22 protein-coding genes and 1 pseudogene are annotated in these 24,031 nt (G+C 56.2%); 10 read left to right on the forward strand and 13 right to left on the reverse strand.

The window, feature by feature from the left end; translation table 11 throughout:
• Positions 1-21 precede the first annotated feature (21 nt).
• From CU103_RS02815 to CU103_RS02840, 6 genes are read left to right on the forward strand one after another with little or no spacing between them, the layout of a single operon-like run.
• Positions 22-900 carry a carbohydrate ABC transporter permease gene (locus tag CU103_RS02815; RefSeq protein WP_106662370.1) on the forward strand — a complete coding sequence of 293 codons (879 nt, stop codon included), beginning with the start codon at positions 22-24 and terminating at the stop codon, positions 898-900.
• Complete coding sequence (locus tag CU103_RS02820) at positions 897-1,778, forward strand: carbohydrate ABC transporter permease (RefSeq protein WP_106662371.1); 882 nt, start codon at positions 897-899, stop codon at positions 1,776-1,778. Before CU103_RS02815 ends, CU103_RS02820 begins: the two co-directional genes overlap by 4 nt.
• 4 nt (positions 1,779-1,782) lie before the next feature.
• Positions 1,783-2,901 carry an ABC transporter ATP-binding protein gene (locus CU103_RS02825; protein WP_106662372.1) on the forward strand — a complete coding sequence of 373 codons (1,119 nt, stop codon included), beginning with the start codon at positions 1,783-1,785 and terminating at the stop codon, positions 2,899-2,901.
• A gap of 27 nt (positions 2,902-2,928) precedes the next feature.
• Positions 2,929-4,455 (forward strand): GMC oxidoreductase, encoded by a 1,527-nt coding sequence (locus CU103_RS02830; protein ID WP_106662631.1) that lies wholly within the window; start codon positions 2,929-2,931, stop codon positions 4,453-4,455.
• Positions 4,452-5,216 carry a 3-ketoacyl-ACP reductase gene (locus CU103_RS02835; RefSeq protein WP_106662373.1) on the forward strand — a complete coding sequence of 255 codons (765 nt, stop codon included), beginning with the start codon at positions 4,452-4,454 and terminating at the stop codon, positions 5,214-5,216. Before CU103_RS02830 ends, CU103_RS02835 begins: the two co-directional genes overlap by 4 nt.
• 1 nt (position 5,217) lies before the next feature.
• On the forward strand, positions 5,218-6,873 hold the full coding sequence (locus CU103_RS02840; protein ID WP_106662374.1) for a GMC family oxidoreductase: 1,656 nt from the start codon (positions 5,218-5,220) through the stop codon (positions 6,871-6,873).
• 40 nt (positions 6,874-6,913) lie between these two features.
• On the opposite strand, the gene CU103_RS02845 is transcribed toward CU103_RS02840, so the two are convergent.
• Together CU103_RS02845 and CU103_RS02850 are read right to left on the reverse strand one after the other, a co-directional pair.
• The gene (locus CU103_RS02845) at positions 6,914-7,168 is read right to left on the reverse strand and encodes a DUF982 domain-containing protein (RefSeq protein ID WP_106662375.1); all 255 of its coding nucleotides are present in this window, start codon (positions 7,166-7,168) and stop codon (positions 6,914-6,916) included.
• A 154-nt stretch (positions 7,169-7,322) separates the two neighbouring features.
• Positions 7,323-8,539 (reverse strand): annotated as a pseudogene (locus CU103_RS02850) (MFS transporter).
• 468 nt (positions 8,540-9,007) lie between these two features.
• Between CU103_RS02850 and CU103_RS02855 the strand changes: the two are divergent.
• Positions 9,008-9,391, forward strand: a complete 384-nt coding sequence (locus CU103_RS02855; RefSeq protein ID WP_106662632.1) for a DUF4864 domain-containing protein — start codon at positions 9,008-9,010, stop codon at positions 9,389-9,391.
• On the opposite strand, the gene CU103_RS02860 is transcribed toward CU103_RS02855, so the two are convergent.
• Positions 9,345-10,016: a transglutaminase-like cysteine peptidase gene (locus CU103_RS02860; protein WP_106662376.1), complete on the reverse strand. Its 672-nt coding sequence runs from the start codon at positions 10,014-10,016 to the stop codon at positions 9,345-9,347. The genes CU103_RS02855 and CU103_RS02860 overlap by 47 nt on opposite strands.
• A 695-nt stretch (positions 10,017-10,711) precedes the next feature.
• Between CU103_RS02860 and CU103_RS02865 the strand changes: the two genes are divergently transcribed.
• From CU103_RS02865 to CU103_RS02875, 3 genes are all read left to right on the forward strand, one after another.
• Complete coding sequence (locus CU103_RS02865) at positions 10,712-11,500, forward strand: hypothetical protein (RefSeq protein WP_106662377.1); 789 nt, start codon at positions 10,712-10,714, stop codon at positions 11,498-11,500.
• Between the two features lie 453 nt (positions 11,501-11,953).
• Positions 11,954-12,400, forward strand: a complete 447-nt coding sequence (locus CU103_RS02870; RefSeq protein ID WP_106662378.1) for a DUF1810 domain-containing protein — start codon at positions 11,954-11,956, stop codon at positions 12,398-12,400.
• Positions 12,401-12,540: 140 nt separating this feature from the next.
• Positions 12,541-12,750, forward strand: a complete 210-nt coding sequence (locus tag CU103_RS02875; protein ID WP_106662379.1) for a cold-shock protein — start codon at positions 12,541-12,543, stop codon at positions 12,748-12,750.
• A gap of 42 nt (positions 12,751-12,792) precedes the next feature.
• Here the strand turns inward: CU103_RS02875 and CU103_RS02880 are convergent, their stop codons facing one another.
• The 10 genes from CU103_RS02880 to CU103_RS02925 all read right to left on the reverse strand — a co-directional run bounded on the left by CU103_RS02880 (position 12,793) and on the right by CU103_RS02925 (position 24,017).
• Positions 12,793-13,434, reverse strand: coding sequence for an alpha/beta hydrolase family protein (locus CU103_RS02880; RefSeq protein WP_106662380.1), 642 nt, complete (start codon positions 13,432-13,434; stop codon positions 12,793-12,795).
• Between the two features lie 539 nt (positions 13,435-13,973).
• A complete protein-coding gene (locus CU103_RS02885; protein ID WP_106662381.1) occupies positions 13,974-14,960 on the reverse strand; it encodes an ABC transporter permease in 987 nt (328 codons plus the stop codon).
• Positions 14,957-15,937 carry an ABC transporter permease gene (locus tag CU103_RS02890; RefSeq protein ID WP_106662382.1) on the reverse strand — a complete coding sequence of 327 codons (981 nt, stop codon included), beginning with the start codon at positions 15,935-15,937 and terminating at the stop codon, positions 14,957-14,959. The genes CU103_RS02885 and CU103_RS02890 overlap by 4 nt, the downstream gene beginning before the upstream one ends.
• Positions 15,934-17,433: a sugar ABC transporter ATP-binding protein gene (locus CU103_RS02895; protein ID WP_106662633.1), complete on the reverse strand. Its 1,500-nt coding sequence runs from the start codon at positions 17,431-17,433 to the stop codon at positions 15,934-15,936. Before CU103_RS02895 ends, CU103_RS02890 begins: the two co-directional genes overlap by 4 nt.
• A gap of 87 nt (positions 17,434-17,520) precedes the next feature.
• Complete coding sequence (locus tag CU103_RS02900; protein WP_106662383.1) at positions 17,521-18,651, reverse strand: sugar ABC transporter substrate-binding protein; 1,131 nt, start codon at positions 18,649-18,651, stop codon at positions 17,521-17,523.
• Positions 18,652-18,693: 42 nt separating this feature from the next.
• Positions 18,694-19,626: an SMP-30/gluconolactonase/LRE family protein gene (locus CU103_RS02905; RefSeq protein WP_106662384.1), complete on the reverse strand. Its 933-nt coding sequence runs from the start codon at positions 19,624-19,626 to the stop codon at positions 18,694-18,696.
• 42 nt (positions 19,627-19,668) lie between these two features.
• A complete protein-coding gene (locus CU103_RS02910; RefSeq protein WP_162707179.1) occupies positions 19,669-20,385 on the reverse strand; it encodes a GntR family transcriptional regulator in 717 nt (238 codons plus the stop codon).
• Between the two features lie 92 nt (positions 20,386-20,477).
• Positions 20,478-21,194 carry a DUF899 family protein gene (locus tag CU103_RS02915; RefSeq protein ID WP_106662386.1) on the reverse strand — a complete coding sequence of 239 codons (717 nt, stop codon included), beginning with the start codon at positions 21,192-21,194 and terminating at the stop codon, positions 20,478-20,480.
• A 283-nt stretch (positions 21,195-21,477) separates the two neighbouring features.
• Positions 21,478-23,100, reverse strand: coding sequence for an ABC transporter ATP-binding protein (locus tag CU103_RS02920; protein ID WP_146147742.1), 1,623 nt, complete (start codon positions 23,098-23,100; stop codon positions 21,478-21,480).
• Positions 23,097-24,017, reverse strand: a complete 921-nt coding sequence (locus CU103_RS02925) for a serine hydrolase (protein WP_162707180.1) — start codon at positions 24,015-24,017, stop codon at positions 23,097-23,099. Before CU103_RS02925 ends, CU103_RS02920 begins: the two co-directional genes overlap by 4 nt.
• Positions 24,018-24,031 lie beyond the last annotated feature (14 nt).

Below are 24,031 nucleotides of genomic sequence, written 5' to 3' on the forward strand. Positions count from 1 at the left end.
AATAGTTGGAGGGGTGAGGCTATGGATACCCGCAGCCGCATACAGGACCTGATACCAAAATTGGTGTTGGGGCCGAGCTTTCTCATCGTTCTGATCTTCGTTTATGGCTTCATCGTCTACACGGGAATCCTGTCCTTCACGGACAGCAAGATGCTGCCTTCCTACGGCTTTGTCGGTCTTGAAAATTACCGCAAGCTCTGGGCCTTGCCGCATTGGTGGCGCGCGATCACGAATCTCGGTATTTTTGCCTCGCTCTATATCATCATTTGTACGGTCATTGGCCTCGGCCTCGCTATCCTGCTCGACCAGAAGATCCGCATCGAAGGGTTTCTGCGTCCGATCTATCTCTATCCTATGGCGCTTTCCTTCATTGTAACCGGCGTGGCCTGGAAATGGTTTCTCGACCCCGGTATCGGATTGGAAAACACCATGCATCAATGGGGTTGGGAGAGTTTCACGTTCAACTGGATCAAGGATCGCAACATGGCGATCTATACGGTGGTGATCGCCGCCGTCTGGCAGTCGTCGGGCTTTGTCATGGCCATGTTTCTTGCGGGGCTCCGCGGGGTCGACAATGAGATCATCAAGGCAGCCCAGATCGACGGCGCCTCGACCGGGATGATCTACCGGCGCATCATCATCCCGCTGATGCGCCCGGTTTTCCTCTCTGCCTTTGTCGTGCTCGCCCATCTTGCTATCAAGGCCTATGACCTTGTGATTGCGCTGACCGGCGGTGGACCGGGCCAGGCAACCGAGTTGCCGGCGACCTTCATGTATTCCTATACGTTTACACGAAATTCCATGGGTATCGGCGCATCCTCGGCGATCATCATGTTGATCATGATCTTCTCGATCATCATTCCATATCTCTATTCTGAAGTCCGGGGAGACAGGAAATGAGTGCCCAGAGCCCAGACAATGCAATTTCCAGCGGCAAGCTCACGCGTGCGCTGATCTATACCGCACTCTTGTTCTTCGCGTTCTACTATCTGTTGCCGCTCTACGTAATGGTGGTCAATTCGCTGAAGACACTCGATGAGATCCGCCAAGGCGGCATGCTTTCTCCACCGCGCGAATGGACGATCGAACCCTGGCTTTCCGCGTGGTCTACGGCACAGATCGGTGTACAGCCGACCGGGCTTAGGCCTTATTTCATCAATTCGATCCTCATGGTGGTCCCGGCTGTTGCCATATCGACCATCGTCGGGGCTCTGAATGGCTATGTCCTGACCAAGTGGCGGTTCCCGGGTTCCAACCTCATGTTCGGCATGCTCTTGCTGGGCTGTTTCATTCCTTTCCAGATCGTGCTTATTCCGATGGCACGCATGCTGGGGTTATTCGGTATGGCGGGCACGATTCAGGGCCTTATCCTGGTCCATGTGATCTATGGCCTCGGATTCACGACGCTATATTTCCGCAACTATTATGAAGCGTTTCCGACGGAGCTTGTCCGTGCGGCGCAAATTGACGGCGCCAGCTTCTTCCAGATATTCCGGCGAATCCTCTTGCCTTCATCGGGCCCAATCATCGTTGTTTCCGTCATCTGGCAGTTCACCAACATCTGGAACGACTTCCTGTTTGGTGCCTCCTTCTCCGGTTTCAACAGCACGCCGATGACAGTTGCGCTCAATAATCTCGTCAACTCCTCGACGGGCGTGAAGGAATACAACGTGCATTTCGCCGGCGCGATCCTGGCCGCGCTGCCAACTCTCATCGTCTACATCGTTTCCGGACGCTATTTCGTCCGCGGCCTCATGTCCGGCGCCGTGAAGGGATAAATCAATGTCATTTCTCCAGATCAAAGACCTGCACAAATCCTACGGCAATGTGCCGATCCTCAAGGATATCAACATCGAGATCGACGAGGGCGGATTTCTCGTGCTCGTCGGACCTTCCGGTTGCGGCAAATCTACATTGCTCAACACGATTGCCGGACTGGAGCCGATCACCTCCGGCGATATCTCCATCAAGGGCAAATCGATCAGCGGACTGCACCCCTCCAAACGCGACATCGCCATGGTGTTCCAGTCTTATGCGCTCTACCCGAACATGACCGTTGGCGGGAATATTGCTTTCGGCATGGAAATCCGCGGCGTCCCGAAGCCCGAACGCGACAAGGCGATCAAACAGGTGGCGGACATGCTGCAGATCGGCCACCTGCTCGATCGTAAGCCGAGCCAGCTATCGGGCGGCCAGCGTCAGCGCGTCGCCATGGGCCGGGCACTTGTGCGCAACCCGCAAGTGTTCCTGTTCGACGAGCCGCTGTCCAATCTCGACGCCAAGCTGCGCGTCGACATGCGCACGGAAATCAAGCGCCTGCACCAGCGCATGAAGACGACGATCGTTTACGTTACGCACGATCAGATCGAGGCCATGACGCTCGCCAGCAAGATTGCGGTGCTCAAGGATGGGGTGCTGCAGCAGTTCGGCACGCCGGCTGAGATCTATAACAATCCGACCAACCTCTTCGTTGCTGATTTCATGGGCTCGCCCGCCATGAACCTGTTGAAGGCCAAGATCGATGGCGGACCGTCCGACCTGCGGGTCGTACTCGAGCGTCCCGACGCAGTGCCTCTGCACCTGCCGATCAAGAAGACCAATAGCGCGCTTGCCTTATACGCGGGCAAAGACGTGATTTTCGGCATTCGGCCCGAAGCCCTGACTGATCCCGATGGGGCAGACCGCAATGCGGGGTCGCTCGTCGAAGGCGAATGCCTGATCGAAGTGGTTGAGCCGGCGGGTTCCGACACCTTCGCCGTAACCAAGCTGGGCGGCAAGGAAGTGGTTGCCCGTTTACGTGCCGATGCACAAATCGTTGCGGGACAGAAGACCCAACTCGCCTTCAATCTGGACAAGGCCGTATTCTTCGATCCGCAGTCGCAATTGCGCATTGGCGCCTGAAACATAACTCATGAACGGTAGATGCTCATGAGCCAAGAGATACAACCGGCCACAGCAGCAGATATCGTCATCATTGGCTCAGGCATCGGCGGCGCGACGATGGCAGCAGGGCTTGCCGCCTCGGGAGCCGATATTCTCATCCTCGAGGCTGGCGATCATCTGCCTGATCGCCCGGAAAACCGCGATCCCCGGGCAATCTTCCAGCACGGCTTTTTCCGGCCAAAGGAAAACTGGTACGACGAAAACGGCAGTGCCTTCAATCCGGGCAATTATTACAATGTAGGCGGCAATTCAAAATTCTACGGAGCGGTGCTGACACGCTATCGCGCCGAGGATTTTGTGGAGATGCAGCATCTTGAGGGGGTGTCCCCTGCCTGGCCCTTTGCTTATGAGGAACTTGAACCATGGTACGGCAAAGCGGAGACCCTGTTTCAGGTTCGCGGGACGTTGGGCGAAGATCCGACGGAGCCGCACCACTCGACACCGTATAAGTTTTCGGCTGTTCCCGATGAACCGCCGATTGGTGCTTTGCGGACACGGCTGAGCGCCGTCGGTGTCCATCCATCGTCGCTGCCGCTTGGCGTCGATATCGACACGTGGCTTTCGCATGGCAAGACACCCTGGGATGCGCATCCCAATAGTTTTAGTGGCAAAATGGATGCTGAAACGACCGCACTCGCATCAGCGCTGAGGCATGGGAATGTCCGGCTCCAAATCAACTCGCGGGTTACGCGGCTTGAAACCGCGCCCGGTGGCAAGACCATCACAGCGGTGCATTACGAGAAGGACGGCGGAAGCTTTCTCATTAAGCCGAAGCTTGTCATTCTTTCGGCTGGTGCTGTGCAGTCTGCGGTTTTGCTGCTGCGCTCGGCCAATGATTCAAATCCACGCGGTCTTGCCAATCGTTCCGATCAGGTTGGCCGCAACTTCATGAACCACAATTTGTCCGCGGTCATTGGCTTCGATCCCCGCTTCAGGAACGATTCCATCTACCAGAAGACTTTCGGCTTCAACGATTTCTACCTGTCCGATGGAAATGGTGGTGCTCCGCTCGGCAATGTTCAACTGCTCGGACGCATCAGCGGACCGGTCCTTAAATCTGACCTGAAGCTGGTGCCGGAATGGGTGCTTGATCGCTTCTGCGCCCATACCGTGGATTTTCTGGCGATGAGCGAAGACATGCCGAAGCCCGAGAGCCGAGTTCGCGTCGATGGGGACAGGATCATCCTGCAATGGATCCGAAGCAACTGGCCGGCGCATCAAAAGCTGGTCGCACAGATCAAGACCGTATTGCGCGCTGCCGGATTTCCGCTGGTTCTCTCCAAGGCCTTCGATCGCAAGACGCCATCCCATCAATGCGGCACGGTCCGCATGGGTACCGATCCCGCTCAGGCGCCGCTCGATGTCTATTGCCGTGCTTTTGATCACCCTAATCTGTTTGTGGTCGATGCGGCGTTTCTGCCGACGTCCGCGGCCGTCAATCCGGCACTCACTATCGCAGCGCAGGCGTTGCGAGTCGCTGATCATATTGTGTCAAAGGACCTTGCCCAATGAAGCCGGTCGCCCTCGTCACAGGAGCCCGGCGTGGCATCGGGCTTGGTATCGCCAAAGCACTTGCCGCCAAGGGCTTTGATCTGGCGATTACCGACATCGTCCGCGATGGAGCAAGTGATGCGGCTGTTCGGACACTTGAAGCCTTGGGCGCAAAAACGTCGTTCATGCAAGCGGACATTGCCGAAGTGGCAGGTCATGAACACACCATTCAGGCAGTCATGGATGTTCATGGCCGGATTGATTGCCTAGCAAACAATGCCGGTATTGGGTCCAAAGTGCGTGGCGATTTTCTGGATCTTAAGCCAGCTAATTATGACGACATCTTCGCGATCAATTTGCGGGGAACGGTTTTTTTCACGCAGGCGGCGCTAAGAGTAATGTTAAAGCGGAAGCACGAAAAGGCGCCGCGCACGATCATCAATGTCACTTCAGTTTCTGCCGAAATGACCTCGCCGGAACGACTCGACTATTGCATGACCAAGGCAGCTCTGGCGGCCTTCACGCAAGGTCTGGCATTGCGATTGGCCGATCAGGGTATCAGTGTTTTCGATGTACGCCCGGGCATAATTCGCTCCGATATGACTTCGGCGGCTGTTGCGAAATATGACAAGCTGATCGCCGAAGGTCTTGTGCCGATGAAGCGCTGGGGTGAACCTGATGATCTCGGTCGCATCGTGGCTGCACTTGCCAGCGGCGATTTCAATTTTGCCACTGGCTCCGTCATCAATGCGGATGGCGCCCTATCGATAAGCAGGCTGTAGAATGACTTATGACTATATCATTACAGGTGCGGGACCAGCGGGCTGTGTGCTCGCAAACCGCCTGAGCGAGGATCCCAGCGTCACGGTGCTTCTGTTGGAAGCAGGCGGGAGCGACTGGAATCCTCTGTTTCACATGCCCGCTGGCTTTGCCAAGATGACCAAAGGCGTCGCCAGTTGGGGATGGGAAACGGTGCCGCAGAAACACATGAAGAACCGCATTCTCCGCTACACGCAGGCCAAGGTCATCGGTGGCGGCTCGAGCATCAATGCGCAGCTTTATACGCGCGGAAATGCAACCGATTACGATTTGTGGGCGAAGGAAGACGGATGCGCTGGCTGGAGCTACCGTGATGTCCTGCCCTATTTCAAACGCGCCGAGGACAATCAGCGTTTCGCTGACGACTACCACTCCTATGGCGGGCCTCTCGGCGTGTCGATGCCTGCCGCGACACTGCCCATTTGCGATGCCTATATCAGGGCGGGGCAGGAACTTGGAATTCCTTATAACCATGACTTCAACGGCCAGCAGCAGGCAGGTGTTGGCTTTTACCAGCTGACTCAGCGCGATCGCCGTCGGTCTTCGGCGTCGATGGCCTATCTTGCACCGATCAGGGATCGGAAGAATCTGACGGTGCGCATGGGCGCGCAGGTTTCAAAAATAGTGGTGGACGGCAGGCGCGCCACTGGTGTCGAGATCATGCATGGCAATTCGCGCGAGATTATTCGAGCGAACCGCGAAGTTCTGGTGAGTTCCGGCGCAATAGGCTCACCCAAGCTGCTGTTGCAGTCCGGCATAGGTTCTGCCGATCATCTCAGAAGCCTCGGCGTACCTGTTGTGCATGATCTGCCGGGCGTCGGCGAAAACTTGCAGGATCACCTCGATCTGTTCGTCATTTGCGAATGCACAGGCGACCATACCTATGATGGCGTCGCCAAGTTGCATCGGACCTTGTGGGCCGGTCTGCAATATGTGCTGTTCCGGTCGGGTCCTGTGGCATCAAGCCTGTTCGAAACCGGGGGCTTCTGGTATGCCGAACCAGAAGCGCGTTCGCCGGATGTCCAGTTTCATCTGGGGCTCGGCTCCGGCATCGAGGCAGGTGTTGAACGGTTGAAAAATGCCGGCGTAACGCTGAACTCCGCCTATCTGCATCCGCGCTCGCGCGGCACTGTCCGCCTCCGTTCAAATGATCCCGCCGCGGCGCCCCTGATCGATCCGAACTACTGGAGCGATCCGCACGATCGCAAGATGTCGATAGAAGGTTTGAAAATTGCACGGGAGATCATGGGCCAGGCGGCCCTGAAGCCTTTTGTGATGGCCGAGCGGCTACCCGGACCAAAGTATAATTCCGATGAGGAACTGTTCGACTATGGCTGCGCCAATGCCAAGACTGACCACCATCCGGTGGGAACGTGCAAGATGGGCACGGACGCCATGGCAGTCGTTGACCTTGAATTGAAAGTTCGCGGACTTGAAGGGTTACGCGTATGCGACAGCTCAGTGATGCCCCGCGTGCCATCGTGCAATACAAATGCGCCAACGGTCATGATGGGCGAAAAGGGTGCAGACATAATCCGTCAGGTGGCACCTTTGCCGCCGACGATCTTCAGCCATGAAATGAATGAGAGGCGTCCGCGGGCACGCGCTTATATCCGCTGAACCGAACGAGAGGGCGGCGACCGTCGCCGCCCGATTCCTGTTAATGCAATCTTGTGTCGAGAAAGACGCCTGCTTCACGCGCGGCGCTGATAAAGGCATGCCGCGCCTTGTGCGCGGGTTTCCAGCCGTCAAGTGCATCGAGACAAGTCTGCAAGGCTCGCCTGTAGCTTGGGCCCTTCTTTGAAGGCCAGTACGTTCGCAGGCATTCTATCGCTTCCCACACACTGGAGACCGCTCGTTGGCCGGTAGCTCCAAGAGTAACCATAACCGGAATGGGAAAACGCTTGTCGTTCATTACTTCCTCCATGAATGTCGGACAGTTCAGTTTCGCTCGGTCGCTCCGCTGAGCTGATCACAGTAATGCGTCGGGAGTCAGTCTGGTTCCATGACAATTTGGCGAAATATTCTTGATCATCGCTGTTGCGAATCACCTGCTGTCTTGAAGGTTATCACCGATCCCGCGGACGCACCAACCAGCCATAGGCGGCGCCACAGGCGAGCAGCACGCAGGTGCCCAGAAACACCGCGCGCATACCGAAATGGCCGCCGACAAATCCGCCCGCCAATGGCCCGACAACCTGTCCGATATATTGGGACGACGTTGCATATCCGAGAATGTTGCCAGCGATATTATCCGGAACATTGTGCCGGATCACGGCGGTGATGCAGGGCAGGAGTCCTCCGAGCGAAAGTCCCATCAGGAAACGCAGGACGATCAGCTGCCAGCTTTGTGTTACGAAAGCCTGTGGGATAAGAAGCAAGGCCGAGATCAAGAGCGCGACAATAATGACGTTCCAGTGACCGATCCGGTCTGCCAGCTTGCCGAGGCGCGAAGCAGAAAGGATGCTGCCAAGCGCCGCCGCGGACATGACGATACCGGAAACAAGCGTCACCTTGGTCGCATCGCCAACAATCTGTGCCACGTAGACGGTGATGATTGGTTCGATTGACATATTGGCGAGCATCAGCAGCATACCTGCGAGCAACATGACGATCACAGGACGTTTGTCGGGAATGGATGCCCATCCGCTCGCTTGGCTGCCGGCCTTGGTCTTGGGTGTACGCCGCTCTTCTTTGATGAAAAAGCTGGTTGCCAGAAAAGTGATGAAGATGACGCCTCCAGCCAGCCAGAACGTCTCGCGAATTCCGATCAATGGTGGCAATGCACCGCCGACGAGCGGTCCGACCAGATTGCCGGCCATAATGCCCGAAGACAGTGTTCCAAGCGCCCAGGCTATGCGTGCCTTTGGCGTCTGCGTTGCAACGAGTAGGGTTGAGCCCGATGCATACCCCCCAGCAACCCTGTGAGCAGACGCAAGAAGACCAACTGCCAGACGTCGGTTGCCATGCCGATAAGAGACATAGCGATCGCCATGCCAAGGCTGGCCCGTATCAGCATCAGCTTCCGCCCGTAGACGTCGGCAAGCCGTCCCCAGAGCGGGGCAACAAGCGCTGCTGTGAAAAAAGTGGCACCATAAGCGACGCCTGACCATTGCACGATCGCGGCATGATCCGTGATGCCCAATTGCTCCACATAGAGCGGCAGGAAGGGTAGAATGAGTGTCATCGCCACAATAGTAGTGAACGAACCAAGCAGGCAGACAATCAGGTTTTGTCGCCAGTAGGGCGATTGCGCCGAATTATCGGGTTGGTAAGCTGCGCTCATGTTCGTCCCGCCCGCCGGCTCTCGCCGCGCTGTGTCATGTTCATGGAAAGCCGGATTTCCGCATCCGCGATGCCGATGCGTCTCTCATTGCAAGGGCGTGGGTAAGGCGATATTTTTTCACCACTCTGCGGCAATAGCAATCTAGAGCAAAGTTTGTCTATAGAGAGTCGTTCCGACGGAGGGAATGGTTCAGGATCAAGGGATTGGCAAGGCCGGTGTCGATCCATCGGACGAAGGTAAGGCCCGCGGGATTTGGGCCAACTTCATCGGGCAATCCGGGAAACAGGATTTGGCATGGAGACGAAATTTGCTTTTGCCTCCGGGGAAAGCGGCAACGAGTCGTAAGGACATTGCCGGCCGTCCCATGACGATGAGTGGGCCGTTGATTGGTGAGCAGAGTTTCCATCACGGCGCGAGGACGACATCATGTTCAAGACTTCCTATGGATTGGCGGCGACCCTCTATTTGATGTTCGCGATCATTGCGCTTGGGCGTGCCGAGGAACCGGTGGACACTGCGCAAATAATCATCAGAAAACAGATCATGGCTTTCCTCAACGACGATGCGGCAGCCGCATACTCTTTTGCCTCACCTGAAATACAGGGCAAGTTTCGCAACGAGGATCTGTTTTTCGAAATGGTCAAGCGAACCTATCAGCCCGTTTACCGGCCCGGAAATTTTGCCTTTGGCCGCAACAAGGTGGTCGGTGATCAGGTGATCCAGGAAGTGTTGATTACCGGCCCGGACGGCAAAGACTGGACGGCCATCTATCAATTGGTGAAGCAGCCGGACGGCACATACAGGATCAACGGAGTGCGGATACTTCAATCAGCCCCTGGTCCGGCAATCTGACGCTGGCGGTTCGCTGGGCGGCATTCTTCAGCTTGGCGGTATTATTGACCGGAATAGCCTTACCGATACGGTCCCAACCCGCGGAATTCTGTGACTGCCGTGCATAATAGCGATACGAGGTGCTCGACCAGTCTTTCACAGAATTGCTGCGGCTGTCGAGAATGAGGTCGCCGGCAGATGTGCGGGCGGTCAGCACGACGTGCCCTTCATTGCTGAACGGCAACCGCGCCACCGTGAGGAGAAGCGACGCCGCCGGCCAGCCGCGCTTCATGAGTTCGCGCTTTTTCAGAATGGCAAAATCTTCACAGTCGCCAGTTTTTGTGGGGATCGTCCAGAGGTCTTCTACGCCGTTGGTCTGCATATCGCTTTGCTGCTTGATGCTCGAATTTACGCTGACATTGACCGATTGCAGCTGCTTGCGCCTGTCTTCCGTCAGTTGAACCACCTTGGCCCCGGAGCGAGTATTGCAAAGGCCAGCCAAGCGTCCGCAGAACGAACGAAAAGCTGGAGGACCGAAACCCTTGCCCTTGAGTTGCATTTCGGTCCCATCTGCAAAGGCTGGAACTGACACCATGGCTGTCACGAACAATGCCGTGAGAGCCAGCAGGGAATATTTGCGCAACATAGGGTGTTCTCCAAAGTCGAGGGGACGAACTGGCGCTTCAACTGGGTAAAATCGTGTCCAGAATCCTGAATTTATGAATCAATCGTTAACATGCTGTTACGGGCATTGAACATTGCGACACCGATGCCGTCGTTTCTGAGTTTTACTTATTTAGGGTTACGAAAGTATCTACTGGAACACACGGCGCCTCATTACCCGGCGCTTACTCTCGAATTAGATAATAGGGTATATCGGCAAATATTGCATCAATCTTTTTATATCAATTCTAAGCAGTATTGTGGCGTAGAAAACAAATAATCTTAAGTTTACATATTACGCAAGCAATAAAGCCATCAATGGCTAAGTGAAAAAATAGAACATTTTCCTGATGTGTGGAGTTGCTTAACAACCATAACATTTGGGGAAATGTAACATGCGTAAAATAACCAACAATAAAAATGGGAGCGGACGCAACGTTTTATTCGCCGTTTTGACGATTTCAACCTTGGGGCTAATATCAACAATCGTCCAAAGCGAGCCGGCATACGCCCAGACCAAGCGCTCGCTGTTTGCCAGTGCCGCCCAATGTAAGAGGCTAACTGAAGAAAATGCTGCACAGTGCTGTTTTGCGTTGAACAAAAGATTCGTCCTGACGCGCGCACAACTTGAGATGTGTCCGCCGCTGACAACTGCGGCAATCAGTCCGGCGTCGAGCGGTGATCGCGAAGCAGGTAGTGCTCGTTCTGGCCGCAGTGGTGGCCGCTCCAGCAATGGCAACTCAGGCGGCAGCACCGCTGGTGGCAGCACAGGCGGAACTTCCAGTGCTGACAATTCCGGTGGTGCCACGGGCGGCAATGGCGGTGCCCCAGGAGGTGGCGGCAGTCCTGGTGGTGGCAATCCTGGTGGCGGCAGTCCCGGTGGTGGCAATCCTGGTGGCGGCAGTCCCGGTGGTGGCAGTCCTGGTGGTGGTGGCAATCCCGGTGGCGGCAATCCCGGCGGTGGTGATCCAGGTGGCGGCAATCCCGGCGGCGGTGATCCTGGTGGCGGCAATCCCGGCGGTGGTGATCCCGGTGGCGGCAATCCCGGTGGCGGTGATCCTGGTGGCGGCAATCCCGGCGGTGGTGATCCCGGTGGCGGCAATCCCGGCGGTGGTGATCCCGGTGGCGGCAATCCCGGCGGTGGTGATCCCGGTGGCGGCAATCCCGGTGGCGGTGATCCAGGGAATTGCGGGCCTGGCGATGGAGGTCCAAAAGGCGGCGGTCACCATGGACACGGTCATGGCAAGGGTGATCATGGCAAAGGTGGCCATGGCAAGGGTGGCCATGGCAAGGGTGGCCACGGTAAGGGTGGTCAAGGCAATAACGGCCATGGGAATGATCCAGACGGAAACGACAGCTCCAACCCCGGTCAGAGTAACAATGGCGATGGAACTGACCATGATGGAAGTCCCGGAAATGGCAAAGGTGGCAAAGGCGGCGGCGACAAGAAATAACATGGTTTTCTGATCACTCGCTCGAAACACAAACAAGAAGAGGCTCCGCCTTCAAGAGGCGGGGCCTTTTTCGCATATCGATTTCCTAACTGTATGAGGAGCCTTTGCTATCGACAGTCAAGGCAAGCACACCACGATGTCGTGATGACGTGAACCGTCCAGGCGCATCGAAGTGAGGTACTTCCTGCGTCTGGAATTGCAGTGGACTTAGTTCATCCGATTGTTTTTGTGAGTGGTAAAGAGGCCCGGCCGGGCTTGGGGGTGGATGGGATAGCCGGGCCCCTGCTGGGGTCAATCAGCCTCTCCAGTCTGCACGGATGCGAGCCACCGTTCAATTAGCCGCTGGCTCGCTATAATTTCTTAGTGGGAGCTAACTTAGCGTCTGCAGAACGATTCCATTTGGATGTTCTCCGATCTAAGATATGGAGCGGGCACGGACGAGTCGGCCGCGTAGGAGAGTTCAGATATGTCTCCGGATGATCCCTTCGACCTCCAGCGTTTTGTGGTTGCGCAGGCGCCCGTTTACGAGAACGTGATAGAAGAGCTGCAAGGCGGGCGGAAGCAGAGCCATTGGATGTGGTTTATCTTTCCGCAGTTGCGTGGTCTCGGCCATTCGCCGAGAGCGAAGTTCTACGGCATTGCCTCATTGGACGAGGCGCGCGCGTATCTGGCGCATCCCCTGCTTGGATCACGTCTGGTTCTATGCACAAGCACGGTCCTCGAGATTAAGGGAGCTTCGCTGTATTCGATCTTCGGCTCACCCGATGACATGAAGTTCAGATCTTGTATGACATTGTTTTCGATGGTTGTACCGGAAACATATAATCCGTTCCGCGACGCATTGGATCATTGGTGCGGCGGAAACGCCGACCAACACACGCTCGCTCTGCTATCGCCCTCTACTCGGGGGTGACGATAGGTAAAAACCCGTGCTTTGTTCAGGGGTTCTACTGATTGACAATTCTGCCGCAGGCCATGAACTTGCAACCAGATTTGCAACGTCGACCGTTTGCAAATTTGCAAATGAGGCAGTTCTTACGAAGAAGGTTAAATATGGCCATCGGCACTGTTAAATGGTTTAATTCGACGAAGGGTTTTGGTTTCATTCAACCCCAGGATGGCGGCGCTGATGTGTTCGTGCATATCTCGGCGGTTGAGCGCGCCGGTATGCGCACCTTGGCTGAAAATCAAACGATCAACTACGAGCTGGTTCGCGACAAAAGATCCGGTAAAATGTCAGCCGATCAATTGAGCGCTGGCTGATCCCTAACGGAGAGCTCTAATAGCTCTGCAATTGCAGCGCTGTTAGAGTGCCAATCTGTCTGTCCACGCTTTGACCGTTTCGGCCATGGTTCTTAAGTGATCGGCAGGCGAAAGGCCGGATATCCTCTTGCGAGGCTTGAGGTCGTGATCGCCATCGTCAAGCCAGAGAATTTCGATCTTGTCCGAGAGTGTATAACCTGGAACTTCTTCCCGGGTACCGAACTCGTCACGTGTACCCTGACAAACCAACGTCGGCGTCATCAACCCTGCGAGATGCTTTGTACGAAGCTGCTCCGGCTTTCCGGGTGGATGAAATGGATAGCCCAGGCAGAGAAGCCCGGCGATTCTTTTGGCAGAATAAAGATCGTCGGCAATCATGCTGGCGACCCGTCCGCCCATTGACTTGCCGCCGATGACAAGGGCCCCTGTAGCACCAAGTTCAGCGACTGCCTTCATGTACTCCGGTTTGAGCACCTCGGCGCGGGGTGGCGGCTTGCGGCTATCGGATGTGCGACGTGCCGCCATATAACCGAATTCGAAACGCACGACGCGGAAATTGGCGGTGACAAGCGCCTTGGCTGTCGCTTCCATCGACATGGAATCCATCGGCGCGCCTGCACCATGAGCAAGAAGGATAGTGACGGGTGCATTATCCGCTCCGTCAAACAGAAAGCCTTCACGCATCAGCCTGCCTTCAAATGCGTTAGTAATTGACGAACTGCGAGAGGCACACGGCGGTTCGCCGGTTCCCAGCCTCTTTGTATGGCGAATCTGCTGTCAGTTACAAGTGCCGCATCTCGGAAGGGGACCGGATGTCAATAGCATTGGCCAGATTGCGCCTAACTCTAATTGGTTATCTATTTTTTTAGAAATTTGCTCACCAGCAGCGACTGAGTCACGCTGACGTAACGCTCTGTAACATAATTTTATGAAGTGGTCGTAAGTTTCAGCGCATGAAAAAACAACTTAAGAAGCATTCAAGCATGTGTGAGGGCGAGCGAGCGGCAGTGGGGGACCTAGGCCGAAATTCTATAGTTAGCTGAGTTAGAATATGGGCCTAGCACTGTGGTTTAAAGGGATGATGTCAAAAAGAGTCTAGAAAACGACAGGCGAAAGCCCATCTAATACGCGCTCCTCCGGGGCGCGTTTTGTTTTGGCGCCGCGATGAATTGATATACCCGCGGCCTGCGAAGGCTTCAATGTTTGCGACAGACTGTGCCGATCTACTTTCTGTCGATTTCACTTCGTCCATAGGAAAGCAGCATGGCCAGAATGACAACGCCATATATGATCTGGCGTCCGGCTTCCGGCATTTGCATGACCGCGAGAATAGACTGCAGCAGAGTGATCAGGATCACACCGGCGATCGTACCAAGATAGTTGCCGCGCCCACCAAGAATATTGGTTCCGCCCAGCACAACCGCTGCGATGGCAGGTAGCAAATAGGGGTCGCCCATGGCCTGATAGGCCTTGGTGGAATAGCCTGCCAGCAGCACGCCAGCAAAGGCGGCAGCTGCGCCCGAAAGAATGAAACACCAGATGATTACTGCATTGGTGTTAATTCCAGAGAGATAGGCGGCGGTTTCCCGGTTGCCGACAGCATAGACGCGGCGGCCAAACACTGTGCGAGTCAGGAGAAAAGTCGTGAATGCTCCGATAAGGATCCAAATAAACAGCGCATTGGGAAAACCAAAAATCGGACGGCCAACCGCCAGGAAATGCATTGCATCGGTAGCATGATCCTGTGGTGCGAAGCCGCCGGTGTGCAACACCATCAACCCTTGCACCACTGCATTCATGCCTAACGTGAAAATCATCGATGGCAAGCGCAGATAGGCGACACCGAGCCCGTTCAGAAGCCCCACCAGTGCGCCGCAAAGCACACCCGCCGGTATTGCAAACACGGCGCCGGCATCGCCATACCAGCCAGCCACTGCGGTTGCCATCATCGCTCCGAGGGTCACGGTCCAGGGAATGGACAGATCAATATGCCCAATTAGGATGACCATCATGGCGCCCGAGGCAATGATACCGAGGAACGCGCTGATCTGCAGCTGTTGCAACAGATATTCGGGGGACAGGAATTCGCGGGAATAAAGTGCTCCACCAAGGAGCATCAAAATGATGCAGCCGAATGCCGTCGCGACGGATCGGTCGAGTGAAAAACGAACCACGGGAATGGTGCTGACCTGCAGCTTGGGATCATTCATACGAAAAGTTCCAGGCGATTACGGATGCGCAAGACGCGAAGGGCTCCAAGACTGACAGCAGCAAGCAGCACCACTCCTTGAAACAACGGCTGCCAGAGCGGATCGAGATTGAATACAAACAGCAAATCCTCGATGGTGCGCAATACGAACGCACCAAAGATTGATCCGATCGCTGAGCCCCAACCGCCGAAGAGTGACGTTCCGCCGATCACGACAGCTGCGATCGAGTTGAGGGTGTAGTTTCCTGCGATTGGTGCGGAGGCCTCACCGGAATAGGTGTTGAAGGTCAGCATCAGGCCGCCGAAGGCGGCGAGAAATCCAGCAAGCGTATAGGCCAGCAGTTTGGCACGGTGCACCGGAACGCCCGACATATAAGCGGCCTGTTCGTTCGAACCCACGGCATAGGCCGCACGCCCCAGTACGCTGTTCCGGTAAGGCAACCAGACAAGCACGACGACCCCGAGGAGAATGATCAGCGCTGTGGGTACGACGCCGAATAGCTGACCGGTGGCAAGATCGGCGATATCGGATTGCACGTCGCCGCCGGGGCCCGGCCGGATGTAGAGCGCGATGCCATAGTAGATGGCGCCAGTAGCGAGTGTCGTGATGATCGGCTGAAGCCGGCCCCAGACGACAATTGCGCCGTTGAGAAATCCGGCCAGCGCACCCGCGCCCAGAACAGCGGCAATGCCAAGAAGACCTTCGCCGATGGTGCCAACCACGATTGCAGATGCCATGCAATTGGCGAGAATGAACACCATGCCGACCGAGAGATCGAGGCCGCGGGTCAGCACCGGTAACGTCTGCGCCATGGCGACAAGCGCCAATAGCACCGCCTTGTTCGCGGCAGTCGCCGCTACAGCTGCCGTAAGTCCCACGGGGTGATTGGCAACGTAGATGGTGAACATCAAGCCAAAAAGCCCGATCGCGGCGAGCAGGCCGCCATTGTGATAAAGACGATGGCGAAGATCACTCATGCCGCTTGCCCCTTGTCATCGACGTTGAGGGCAGTCTCGATCATCGTACGCTCATTGAGATCCGTCCCCGAGAGTTCACGTGCGATGCTGCCGCCATACATGACGAGCACGCGATCGCAACAGCCAATCAATTCGGCATAGTCTGTCGAGTAGAAGAGCACAGCTACTCCACTGTCCGCGAGGTCTCGTAGCAACCGGTAGACTTCCTGTTTGGTACCAACATCAATGCCGCGCGTGGGATCATTGAGAAGGATGATGCCCGGATCCGTCATCAACCATTTGGCCAGCACCACCTTTTGCTGATTGCCTCCCGAGAGCGTGGACACTGCCGCCGCGAGGTCGGAGATCTTTATACTCAGGCTTTCGATCATTCTTTCGACCGCGAAGTGTTCGCGGCCCCTGTCGAACCGCAATCCCTTTTGAAAACGGGACAGCGAGGCCAGGCTGATATTGTCCCGAATGTTCATTGACAACAAAAGCCCCTCAGTTTTCCGATCCTCGGGGATCAACGCCATGGGCAAGGCCGCACGCATCGCTGAACGCGGGCCCGACAGGCGAAGCGGTTTGCCAAGAACTTCAACAGTACCCGAAATCCCTTTAAGTACGCCAAAAAGTGCAAACAGCAAGGACCGCTGTCCCTGACCGTCGAGCCCGCCAAGTCCGACAATTTCACCCTTGCGGACATCAAACGAGATATCCCGCAATTGCTGGCCCCATGAGAGGTTTTTCACGGACAGGGCTACCCGCGCTCCGGAGTCAGGGGTTGGCTTCTCGGGGTAGTGGTGGATCAGCTCGCGGCCGATCATCATCTGGACGATTGCGCTGACCGATCGCTCACCTTTTCGGAAGGTCTCTATGCGCCGCCCGTTGCGAAAGACGGTTGCGCAATCGGCGAGAGCTTCGATTTCATGCATCCGGTGTGAGACGTAAAGTATGCCGGCCCCTTCTGAACGAAGCCGGCGGATGATGGCGTAGACGCGCTCGACATCGGCAGCGGTCAGCGCCGATGTCGCCTCGTCCAAAATGAGCAGCTTTGGTCGCTTTGCCAAGGCTTTGGCGATTTCTACCATTTGCCGCCGCGAGAGGGGGAGGTTACGCACGAGCTCGAGCGGATGGATATCCTCGCACCCGATCATTGCCAGGAGTTCGCGCGCGCGCTCGCGCTGTGCACGGCTATCGATCAGGCCGCCGCGGAGCGGTGGTGCGACAATTGAAAGGTTATCGGCAACGGTCATGTCGGGCAGGAGCGACAATTCCTGAAACACGCACACGACTCCCGCCGCCATCGCCTCGGTCGGATTGCGAAAATTGACGCGTTTGCCTGCAACGTAGAGTTCACCGGCACTCGGATCGGTGACCCCGGCCGCAATTTTGATCAACGTCGATTTGCCGGCACCGTTTTCGCCCAGAACAGCGTGGATCTCGCCCGGAAAGGCGACAAAATCGACGTCGCTCAGCGCGGCGATGCCTCCATAGTGTTTCGAAATGTGTTTCATTTCCAGAATTGGCGCGACGTCGGACACTAAAACTCCCTCCAAAAGCCCAAGACCGGGGCGAGGATTTTCGCCCCGGTCAAGCCAGGCTTACTGGTCAGCTTTGGTTTGGCCCATGATTTCCTGCGCACTGAAATTGATGCCACATGTGGGGAAGGAATTGCCGACGAAGAAGTTGTCGGTTTCCTTCGAATAGAAGCTATCGCCGTCCTTGAAATTGGGATCTTCCACAATTGAAAGGGGCAGCGTTATAGATTGCGGGACAACCTCGCCTTCAAGCGCAGCAATAGCGGTCTTTATGGCAACGGCAACCTGGGCAGGACCAGTGCCGGCAGAGGTGCATTTCAGTCCTTCCTTGGAGTACTCCGCACAGAGTTTGCGAAAGCCATTCTCCGTTTCGCCGCCCACGGGGACAAAGGGATGCTTGGCATCGATCATGGCGCGGATCGTTCCGGTCGACCCACCCTGTACTGATACCCCATCGAAATGCTTGTGCACCGCAATCGCATCAGCCACGACCTTTTGCGCGGTGCCGTCATCCCAGCGGCCGACGACTTCCACGGATTCCCAATTACCTCCCGATTTTTTCAGGACTTCCTGAATGCCTTCGTGACGGTCGCGATCGACCGATGTTCCGGTAACGCCCCGCACCTCAAGCAGTTTGCCCTTGTTACCGGGTATATTCTTGACCAGCCAGTTGCCCCAAAGCTCGCCAAGGCCTTTCTGGTCTACGTTCACATTGATAGCTTCGTCGGTGTCAAGCGTGTTGTCGAACGCCACCAGCACGATGCCGGCAGCGTTGGCACGCTTGATGACGGGTTTGAAAGCGGTCGGATTTTGCGCATTGACGACGATGGCATCGTAACCGGAATTGATGAAATTGTCGACCGCTGCAATCTGTGCGGCGACGTCGTCACCCGTCGAGACCACCTTGAATTCCTTGAGTTTCGCCTTCACTTCCGGCAGCGCAGCATATGCTTTTGCAGTCTGAATCATCTGGATACGCCAGGTGTTGCCGATGAAGCCGTTGGCAAGGGCTATCCGGTAGGGTCCTTCCTTCTTTGGCCACTGGAAAAACTTCGTTTCCGCCGCCAGCGGCTTGAAGCATTCAGCATCTTTGCTTGGGCCTTTCACAATTTCTGGTCCCGCCGCGTACGCGGCAACAGACATGGCTAGACTGGCAGCGGTAGCGACCAGCATGCTCCTGAGTGGCGTGTTCATTTCTGTTCCTCCTCCTTGTCTAGTTGTTATGCTTTTATGTCTCTAGGGGTGCCGTGCACCTTGCCTCGTGGTTTCGAGCGCGTAGATCGAGCTTGTCGCGCTTATGAAGAGACGCGATCTTTGCGGGCCTCCGAAAGTGAGATTGGCAACCACTTCCGGCACGAGGATCCGGCCGAGCCTCGTCCCGGAAGGTGTATAGCAGTGGACGCCGTCCTCCGCGGATATCCAGAGCAAGCCCTCAGTGTCGACACGCAGCCCATCAGGCACCATGTCGATTTCAGCAACGACACGGCTCTCGCCGAGTTTGCGTCCATCAATCACGTCGAGTGCGCGCACGTGATGAGGGCGTGTGTCGTCAAAGCCAAAGCTATGGCCGCGCGCCCTGCCGGAATCGGCGATGTAAAGCACCGATTCGTCGGGGGAAAATGCGAGGCCATTTGGTCTGTCGAAATCATTGGCAACCATGTCGACCCGCCGGGTTTCAGGGTCGATCCGGTAAATGTTATTGCTGCCGATCTCGCTTTCGGCGCGGATGCCTTCATAATCTGAAATGATGCCGTAGGGCGGGTCGGTGAACCAGATGGAACCATCGCCTTTCACCACGACATCATTGGGCGAATTCAATCGCCTGCCATTCCAGTGCGTGGCAAGAACCTCGTAGCTTCCATCGCTTGCGGTGCGGCTGATACAGCGCCCCCCGTGCTCGCAGGAGATCATCGCCCCCGTGCGGTCAAGGGTATTGCCGTTGGTACGCTGGGATGGTTGCCGGAAAACCCGAAGCCCTTTGTCTTGCGACCAGCTCATCATCCGGTTGTTGGGAATATCGGAAAAACGCAGTTCCCCTATGTCGTCGAGCCAGACTGGCCCCTCTGCCCAGATGAACCCCGTCGCGATCTGCTCCAGTATGGCGCTTTGAGGAAAGAACGACGCGAAACGTCGATCATCACCAACAAGAAAATCCTGACCTGCTCCCATGATCCGGCCCTCCCATGCCGATCGTGATTTTCTGCCCAATCCCTATGTTTTGCCCACCCTCTGGCGCCGTTCATAATTACGTGCCGTGATATCGTCGGCCACGGATACTTGCAGGAACTTGATATAGCGCTCGCGCGTCCATTCGATGTGCCAAACGAGCAACTTGATCGCCTCGTCCTTCTCACCGCGGCCGACATGCTTCAAAAGCCGTTGATGCTCGTCATAGGATGTTAGGTTCAGCTCCGGATTGAGCGACAGACGATTGCGAAGCGCCTGAATGCGGAATGCGACAACGGAGAAAGTCTCGGACAGAAACTGGTTTTCGGCAACATCGAACATCGCCTGGTGAAACGAGCCGTCGAGAACCCGGTAGTCTTCGGTGTTTCCTTTCGCCAAAGCGACGCCCATTGCGCGGACAATTTCGGACCAGCGGTGGCGCAAAGCGTCGCGATTGCGATCCATGGCCAGGCTCAGAGCGGCGAGTTCAAGAATGGATCGAACTTCAGCGAGTTGAACCACCTGATCGGCGCTCATTTCGAAAACAAATGTTCCGCGTTGGGGGTGGACCTCAACGAGGCCCTGTCGCTTCAACTCGAGGAGGGCCTCCCGCACGGGCGTCTTGCTGACCCCGAGTTCTTCCGCCAATGCCAGCTCGGAAAGGGATTCCCCACACTGCAATGCGCCATGAACGATACGGCCGCGAATATAGGCGGCAGCCTGTTCCGTCAATGAGGGTCCTCTTGCAACGGCCAGTGTCAAAATGCACCTCCCCGGCGTTATATCTAAGATATCATATATTGCGCGGGCCGTGCGATCTTTGTTGCCGGCAGGGATCTCGGTTTCTCTAAGCGTCACCCAGCCGTTTGGTACTCCAGTTTTGGATACCAGTCTGTCCCGCGGCCATCGGGAGTGGAATCGAGGATTGTCCAAAGCGGCATCAGATCCGGCGCCCCGCGCGGATCCTGTCCTGGATCAGACGTCGGTGAGCCCATCTCGGCGCTCCAGAAATGGCGGATGATTCCGTCGCGGCGCATGAAAACATTAAATGCTGCATCGTCTCCGCCCTCGGGCGGCAGCGCGTGATAGTCTCGGCTGAAGTCCCCGCTTGGATCGGAATATAGCCTGAGATTGCGCCAGCCGCGTTCCTTCTTGAAGGCGATCAGCCGCTGGATAGGCGAGCGCGCGATCACCGCAAGCGCGATGCGCTGTTCGACGTCACGAGCCTCGCCGTCCCAGGCACTCAGAAGCGAGGTGCACATTGGGCATGGCCGCTCGCGCTCTGGCCCGAACATGTAGCTATAGGCGGCAAGCGTTTGTTTGCCGCAGAACAGGTCGGAGAAACTAACGGGCCCATCCTCACTCTCAAACCGGTAGTTTTTGATAACTTCTCCCCCTGGCGGCAACGCCCGTCTTTGCGCCGCGACCCGTTCGATTTGGCGCCTCAATTCGATCTCTTCGGCCAGCAGCGCATCGCGTGCTTGCCGATATTCGCTACTCTCGTTTGGAAACCGAACTCCGTTTCGCTCTGCCAGCTCTGTAGCCGGCGTCAGGGAGACAGTAGTGTTCATGACCGGGTCCTCTCTTTGTTGCAGTTCTCACATGTGATGTCGGCTTCTCAAGCGTCTGCCGTTCACCCTTCTCTTGCCCCTTCAACTAACGTTGATATCAACATATTGTGCATATGGCAAACGGCGAAACGGCCAAATCGTTCCATTTCTTGGGACCTTCCAGTGCGATCATTCCTTTGGTGATCAATCCGCGGCGGCCCCGCCAGTGTGCCGTCGGCAACCAGACCTTTCGACAAACTATTCTTAGCCAAGCACGGAAAATGCTACTCCAGATAACGAGCGATCAAACGGCCATAGCTGCGCTGACCAGCCGACGCGTGTATTCCTGCTGAGGATCGTCCATGATTTGGCGAGTTGCACCCCGTTCGACTTCCCTGCCATCCTTGAGGACAAGTACTTCATCGGCCATCGCCGAAACCACCGCGAGATCATGCGTGATCAGGAGATAAGTCAGATTGTGCTGCTCCTGAAGGCGGCGCAGCAATTTCAGTACCTGTAGCTGCACCGAGACGTCGAGCGCTGACGTGGGCTCGTCCAGTATCAACATTTGCGGGTTCATAACCAAAGCTCGGGCAATTGCGATCCGCTGCCTTTGCCCGCCTGAAAAGGAATGCGGATATCGATGCATGTCCGCGCGGCCAAGACCTATCTCTTCAAGAAGTTCCGCAACCCTATGGCGACGTTCGTTTTGGCTCAGTTCCGGAAAGTGCGCGCGCAGGGGTTCTGCTATGAATTCACCGATGGTCATACGCGGCGAGAGAGCGCCGTAGGGATCCTGAAATACAACCTGCACCTGCTTTCGGAAAGCGATGAATCCCGGTGACGCCACCTTGCAGACGGGTTGACCAGCGAAGCGAATCTGCCCGTCATATGAGACGAGTTGCAGGATCGCACGTGCAAGGGTTGATTTCCCTGAACCTGATTCTCCGACGATACCCAGCGTCTGACCTGCCTTGACGCTCAGGTTCACGCCTTCCAAGGCGGTCGTCTTCGATCGCTTCGAAAACAAGCTCGATGATCGCGTGTAGTTTACTGTGAGGTTCTTGACGCCTAGCAATTCCGGACTACCGGAAGGAATTGGCTGTTTCGATCCGCTAGGCCTGCACGCGAGGAGGTATCGCGTATAGTCATGCTTTGGCGTCTGCATGACTTCGTTGGCGGGGCCCTGTTCGACCACCGCTCCGTTTTGCATCACCAGGACACGGTCAGCAATGCTTCGCACCAAAGTCAGGTCGTGCGTAACAAAGAGCAGTGCCATGCCTGTGTCATTGCGCAGCTGCTTCAACAACGTAATTATCTCGGCCTGAATGGTAACATCGAGCGCCGTTGTAGGTTCATCGGCAATGAGGAGATCGGGACTGTTGGACAGTGCCATGGCAATCATCACGCGCTGCCGTTGACCGCCAGAAAGCTGCCCGGGATAGGCATACATTTTTGCCTCCGGATCAGGTATCCTCACCCTTTTCAGGAGAGCCAATGCTTCATCCCATGCTGCAGCCTTGCTCATGAGCCGGTGCACGCGGATTGCTTCGACGATCTGCTTTCCGATTGGCATCACAGGGTTGAGCGAGGTCATTGGCTCTTGGAAGATTATTGAAATGCGAGCGCCACGGAGCCTGCGCCAGGAAGGTTCATCGAGGCCGATGAGGTTGGTCCTATCAAAAATGATCTCGCCATCGACGAAGGGAACAAGTCCCTTGGGCAGCAGACCGAGCAGGCAAAGGCCCAAGGTGGATTTGCCCGAGCCCGATTCTCCGACAACGGCAAGCGTCTCACCCCGCTCCATGGTGAAGCTTACCTCGTTGAGAATTGCCTTCGCGGCCGTATCGGGGCCGTTGGACGGAAGGCGAAGCGTCAAGCTGGAGCACATCAACAGCGGCTGGCGATCTGTTTTGGAAATTTTCACGGGGTTACCAGCAGGCTATGTACGTCATCGGCCAGACTGGGCAGCAATCGTTGGTTGTCGGCGCTCCATCGGCCGCTGCTGAAGACACTGACGATTGCGCTGCGCCCGTTCTGATGCTCGCAATAGAGGACGTCGTGGCGGGTGGTAGAGGTATGCCCGGCCTTGCTCCAGCAGCGCACAATTGCGGGAAGCCGCTCGGAAAGAAAACCCTTGACCTGATCTTCATTGGCAATAGCGGCATGGTGTGGGGCACGCTGCCAATCGCGCGCTAGCAAAGTCATCATGGAGGCGGATGCTGTTGCCGAAACAGCTTTACCTGCTGCAATATCGTGCATGAGGCTGGCCGAGGCGAGAGGCGTGAGCAGGTTTCCTCCTTCGCGCAACCGGGACGCGTATTCGCGGCCATAGGGCCCTTCTTCGAAGGTGCTGTGGCGCAGGCGGATGCCTCGATGGACTGAGGGGTTTGACCACGTATAAAACCATTCTTCGATACAGCGGCGTTTGGCGCACCAGGTGCCCATATCGATATCATCGAGAATTTCGCCGCCACTGCTGCCGGTAAGCCGATTGAAGAGGTATGTGGTGGCGTCATTTGACGAGACGCGGATCATCGCATCAAGAGCACGGTAATCTTCTCCGGTTGGGAAAAATCTGCCTGCCTCGGCGAAACCGAAGAAGCTGGCCATGAAAAAAAGCTTCGATACGCTCGCAGGGTAAAAGCTTTGTTCTGCGCGGTGGCCATACCAGGGACCGTCATCGAATTTGTCTTGCGATCGGCCTGAGGTGAGGGATGTCTCGTAAAGACGAATGGCAAGGCCAAATTCTTCGGGGTCAAGATGATCCCCGAAGTTCCGGAAAGTGCGAGCTACGATTTCCGGACCAGCATTGACAATACGTTCTGCAAATGGCGAATTCATTTCCATCCTGTCGG

The organism is Phyllobacterium sophorae, assembly GCF_003010965.1.
GTDB classification, from domain to species: domain Bacteria; phylum Pseudomonadota; class Alphaproteobacteria; order Rhizobiales; family Rhizobiaceae; genus Phyllobacterium; species Phyllobacterium sophorae.

What these genes read in the sequence shown, in the direction of transcription:
- CU103_RS02815 (WP_106662370.1), top strand. Translation starts at nt 22, where the DNA reads ATGGATACCCGCAGCCGCATACAGGACCTGATACCAAAATTGGTGTTG.
- CU103_RS02820 (WP_106662371.1), top strand. Translation starts at nt 897, where the DNA reads ATGAGTGCCCAGAGCCCAGACAATGCAATTTCCAGCGGCAAGCTCACG.
- CU103_RS02825 (WP_106662372.1), top strand. Translation starts at nt 1,783, where the DNA reads ATGTCATTTCTCCAGATCAAAGACCTGCACAAATCCTACGGCAATGTG.
- CU103_RS02830 (WP_106662631.1), top strand. Translation starts at nt 2,929, where the DNA reads ATGAGCCAAGAGATACAACCGGCCACAGCAGCAGATATCGTCATCATT.
- CU103_RS02835 (WP_106662373.1), top strand. Translation starts at nt 4,452, where the DNA reads ATGAAGCCGGTCGCCCTCGTCACAGGAGCCCGGCGTGGCATCGGGCTT.
- CU103_RS02840 (WP_106662374.1), top strand. Translation starts at nt 5,218, where the DNA reads ATGACTTATGACTATATCATTACAGGTGCGGGACCAGCGGGCTGTGTG.
- CU103_RS02845 (WP_106662375.1), bottom strand. Translation starts at nt 7,168, where the DNA reads ATGAACGACAAGCGTTTTCCCATTCCGGTTATGGTTACTCTTGGAGCT.
- CU103_RS02855 (WP_106662632.1), top strand. Translation starts at nt 9,008, where the DNA reads ATGTTCGCGATCATTGCGCTTGGGCGTGCCGAGGAACCGGTGGACACT.
- CU103_RS02860 (WP_106662376.1), bottom strand. Translation starts at nt 10,016, where the DNA reads ATGTTGCGCAAATATTCCCTGCTGGCTCTCACGGCATTGTTCGTGACA.
- CU103_RS02870 (WP_106662378.1), top strand. Translation starts at nt 11,954, where the DNA reads ATGTCTCCGGATGATCCCTTCGACCTCCAGCGTTTTGTGGTTGCGCAG.
- CU103_RS02875 (WP_106662379.1), top strand. Translation starts at nt 12,541, where the DNA reads ATGGCCATCGGCACTGTTAAATGGTTTAATTCGACGAAGGGTTTTGGT.
- CU103_RS02880 (WP_106662380.1), bottom strand. Translation starts at nt 13,434, where the DNA reads ATGCGTGAAGGCTTTCTGTTTGACGGAGCGGATAATGCACCCGTCACT.
- CU103_RS02885 (WP_106662381.1), bottom strand. Translation starts at nt 14,960, where the DNA reads ATGAATGATCCCAAGCTGCAGGTCAGCACCATTCCCGTGGTTCGTTTT.
- CU103_RS02890 (WP_106662382.1), bottom strand. Translation starts at nt 15,937, where the DNA reads ATGAGTGATCTTCGCCATCGTCTTTATCACAATGGCGGCCTGCTCGCC.
- CU103_RS02895 (WP_106662633.1), bottom strand. Translation starts at nt 17,433, where the DNA reads ATGAAACACATTTCGAAACACTATGGAGGCATCGCCGCGCTGAGCGAC.
- CU103_RS02900 (WP_106662383.1), bottom strand. Translation starts at nt 18,651, where the DNA reads ATGAACACGCCACTCAGGAGCATGCTGGTCGCTACCGCTGCCAGTCTA.
- CU103_RS02905 (WP_106662384.1), bottom strand. Translation starts at nt 19,626, where the DNA reads ATGGGAGCAGGTCAGGATTTTCTTGTTGGTGATGATCGACGTTTCGCG.
- CU103_RS02915 (WP_106662386.1), bottom strand. Translation starts at nt 21,194, where the DNA reads ATGAACACTACTGTCTCCCTGACGCCGGCTACAGAGCTGGCAGAGCGA.
- CU103_RS02925 (WP_162707180.1), bottom strand. Translation starts at nt 24,017, where the DNA reads ATGAATTCGCCATTTGCAGAACGTATTGTCAATGCTGGTCCGGAAATC.